This window comes from Brevundimonas sp. UBA2416, assembly GCF_002343105.1.
Lineage (GTDB): Bacteria > Pseudomonadota > Alphaproteobacteria > Caulobacterales > Caulobacteraceae > Brevundimonas.
Genome location: NZ_DDRM01000007.1, coordinates 1,494 through 4,223, shown reverse-complemented (window position 1 = coordinate 4,223; position 2,730 = coordinate 1,494). Strand labels below are relative to the sequence as shown.

General features: G+C 66.7%; 6 protein-coding genes. All 6 read left to right on the top strand.

The features are described 5' to 3' along the window. Positions 1-113 precede the first annotated feature (113 nt). Complete coding sequence (locus B3E43_RS01390) at positions 114-299, top strand: hypothetical protein (RefSeq protein WP_292026102.1); 186 nt, start codon at positions 114-116, stop codon at positions 297-299. Positions 300-402: 103 nt separating this feature from the next. After that, a complete protein-coding gene (locus tag B3E43_RS01385) occupies positions 403-570 on the top strand; it encodes a hypothetical protein (RefSeq protein WP_292026101.1) in 168 nt (55 codons plus the stop codon). 44 nt (positions 571-614) lie between these two features. Beyond that, positions 615-809 (top strand): hypothetical protein, encoded by a 195-nt coding sequence (locus B3E43_RS01380; RefSeq protein WP_292026100.1) that lies wholly within the window; start codon positions 615-617, stop codon positions 807-809. Between the two features lie 22 nt (positions 810-831). Further along, complete coding sequence (locus B3E43_RS01375) at positions 832-1,044, top strand: hypothetical protein (RefSeq protein WP_292026099.1); 213 nt, start codon at positions 832-834, stop codon at positions 1,042-1,044. Between the two features lie 87 nt (positions 1,045-1,131). After that, positions 1,132-1,686 carry a dihydrofolate reductase family protein gene (locus B3E43_RS01370; RefSeq protein WP_292026098.1) on the top strand — a complete coding sequence of 185 codons (555 nt, stop codon included), beginning with the start codon at positions 1,132-1,134 and terminating at the stop codon, positions 1,684-1,686. A 178-nt stretch (positions 1,687-1,864) separates the two neighbouring features. Next, positions 1,865-2,730: NADP-dependent isocitrate dehydrogenase (locus B3E43_RS01365; protein WP_292026097.1), on the top strand; the 866-nt coding region annotated here is incomplete at its 3' end.

The following is a 2,730-nucleotide window of genomic DNA, read 5'->3' as shown; positions in this document are numbered from 1 at the left end:
GGCGATTGGCCAGTGGCGGCGGGGCCTGTTCCCTGCGGAACCGCGCGCGAGAGGCGTTTCGGGCATGCTGGGGACATGATCGACCCCTGCAACGCCTCAACCGGAGTTCCGCCATGGCCCCTCGCATCCTGATCGCGCTCGTCCTCGCCTCGACCCTGGCCGCGTCTGCGCCAGGTTTTGCACAGACCCGCGAGGTCTGCATCACCGAGACGGTCGGCACCGGCCCCGGTGCCTGGATCGTCTATCGCTGCCATACGTCCACCGGGCCGATCGGCCTGCCGCAGCGTCTGCGCCGCTGACCGTGACGCCCGTTTGGCGGCTGTTCCCCCGGGAACTGAACGCCGCCCCGGAACGCAGCAGGATGAGTTCATCGAAACCGCCCAACCAGACCCGGAGATCGCCATGACCCGCCTCGTCCTTCTCGCCCTTCTGATCGCCCTGCCGCCCGTGGCGCAGGCCCAGGCCCGGCAAGCCTGCCTGAGTGTGACCTCGACCGAAACCGGCTGGGGGTCACGCTATTGCGTCCCCGTCGACCGACCGCGCGGCCTGCCTGCGCGGTTGCACCGCTGATCCCCCGACCTCCCCCCCAAAACCCGAACCCACAGGAGATTGCCATGACCCGTTCCCTGATCCTGATCGCCCTGATCCTGCCGCTGGCTGCCCCGGCCTTTGCCCACCACGGCCCGCAGGTTCACACCATGGTTGCCTCGTTCGACGAAGTGCAGGATCTGCGCTTTTGCCGCCCCGGCGAGGTGCCCGGTCGCCCCGGTCAATGCCTGGTGCGCGGCCGCACCGGCCTGCTGCGCTGATTTCCGGAAAAGGAGAACGAGGATGTGTGCCCTCACCCGGATGTCCCTGCTGGCCGGGATGGTCGTTGCCCTGGCGATCCCCGCCGCAGCCCTTGCACAAAGCGCCGGTCGCCAGCTTTGCATGCATGTGGTCACCGACCGGACGGTCGGTGACGTGCTGAACTCGACCACCACGGTCACTTATTGCACCTATATCGACCGACCGCGCGACCTGCCGACCCGCCTGCGACGCTGACCTCGACTGTGCGGCGGACTTGACCACGGGCCCCGGCCAGAGCAGGCTGGGGCCTGGATGCATTCCTGCCGCTTTCCGGGGTCCGTCATGCTGCCGCAAGCCCATGTGTTCATAGCCACCTCGCTCGATGGCTATATCGCCGATGCCCAGGGCGGGATCGGCTGGCTGACCGGTCTGCCCGCGCTCGAGGGCGAGGACCATGGCTACGGCGCCTTCATGGCCGGGATCGACGCGGTGGTCATGGGATCGGGCAGTTTCCGGTCGGTGTCGGGGTTTTCCGAATGGCCCTATGCCGTGCCGGTCACGGTGATGTCGCGGCATCTGCGCGCGGGCGATATCCCCGAGGCGCTGCGGGGCAAGGTAAGCGTCAGCGGTGCCACGCCGCTGCATCTGATGGAGTCGCTGGGTGCGCAAGGCGTGCGGCGGGTCTATGTCGACGGGGGGCAGGTGGTGTCGAGTTTCCTGCGCGCCGGTCTGGTGCAACGGATTGTCCTGACCCGGGTCCCGGTGCTGCTGGGTCAGGGGCTGGCGCTGTTTCACGACACCGGCCCGCAGCGCCTGACCCATCTGGAGACCAGGGTCTGGGCGCATGGGTTCGTGCAGAGTGTCTACGCCGTCGAAGGGGCTGCGCTGACGGGTTAGGTGGCCGGAGTGGGGGTGTGGTGAAATGTATACCATTGCACACAATCCACTTGACGCAGCGACGCATTTGCGCGACAGAGCGGGCGCAGCGGGGCATCAGCCCCCCGGAGTCGCCCGGTGAATGCCTGCCGGGTGGCGGTTTGGTCCAGACGCATAGCCCTGACGGAGTGCCCGAGCGATGAGCGACATGCCCGATATCATCTATACCAAGGTTGACGAAGCCCCCGAACTGGCGCGTGCCTCTCTGGAGCCGATCATCCGCGCCTTTGCCGGGGCGGCGGGGATCAGCGTGGAAACCCGCGACATTTCCGTGGCGGGCCGCATTCTGGCGGTGTTCCCCGATGTTCTGACCGAGGCGCAGCGGGTCAGCGACGATCTGGCCTGGCTGGGCAAGCTGGTCACCACGCCCGCGGCCAATGTCATCAAGCTGCCGAACATCTCGGCCTCGCAGCCGCAGTTGAACGCGGCGATCAAGGAACTGCAATCCAAGGGCTATGCGGTGCCGGATTATCCGGAAAAGCCGGCCAACGACGCCGAAAAGGCGATCAAGGCGCGCTATGACGCGGTCAAGGGCAGCGCCGTGAACCCGGTCCTGCGCGAGGGCAACAGCGACCGGCGCGCCGCCAAGGCGGTCAAGTCCTATGCCCAGTCGCATCCCCATTCGATGGGTGCCTGGTCGGCAGAGTCGAAGACCCGCGTCGCCTCGATGCCGGGCAACGATTTCTTTGCCAATGAAAAGGCCGCCACCATCACCGCCGCGCAAGCGGGCGGGGCCAAGATCACCTTTACCCCGGCGGGCGGCGCCGAAGTCGTGCTGAAAGACGGGCTGAAATATGCCGAGGGCACGGTGGTTGACGCTACTTTCCTGTCAGCCAAGGCCCTGCGCGCCTTCATTCGCGAGCAACTGGCGACGATCGAGCCCGGCGTGCTGTTCTCGGCGCACCTCAAGGCGACGATGATGAAGGTGTCGCACCCGATCGTCTTCGGCCACTGCGTGCGCATCTTCTACAAGGATGCGTTCGCCAAGCACGGCAAGCTGTTCGA

What these genes read in the sequence shown, in the direction of transcription:
- B3E43_RS01390 (WP_292026102.1), top strand. Translation starts at nt 114, where the DNA reads ATGGCCCCTCGCATCCTGATCGCGCTCGTCCTCGCCTCGACCCTGGCC.
- B3E43_RS01380 (WP_292026100.1), top strand. Translation starts at nt 615, where the DNA reads ATGACCCGTTCCCTGATCCTGATCGCCCTGATCCTGCCGCTGGCTGCC.
- B3E43_RS01370 (WP_292026098.1), top strand. Translation starts at nt 1,132, where the DNA reads ATGCTGCCGCAAGCCCATGTGTTCATAGCCACCTCGCTCGATGGCTAT.
- B3E43_RS01385 (WP_292026101.1), top strand. Translation starts at nt 403, where the DNA reads ATGACCCGCCTCGTCCTTCTCGCCCTTCTGATCGCCCTGCCGCCCGTG.
- B3E43_RS01375 (WP_292026099.1), top strand. Translation starts at nt 832, where the DNA reads ATGTGTGCCCTCACCCGGATGTCCCTGCTGGCCGGGATGGTCGTTGCC.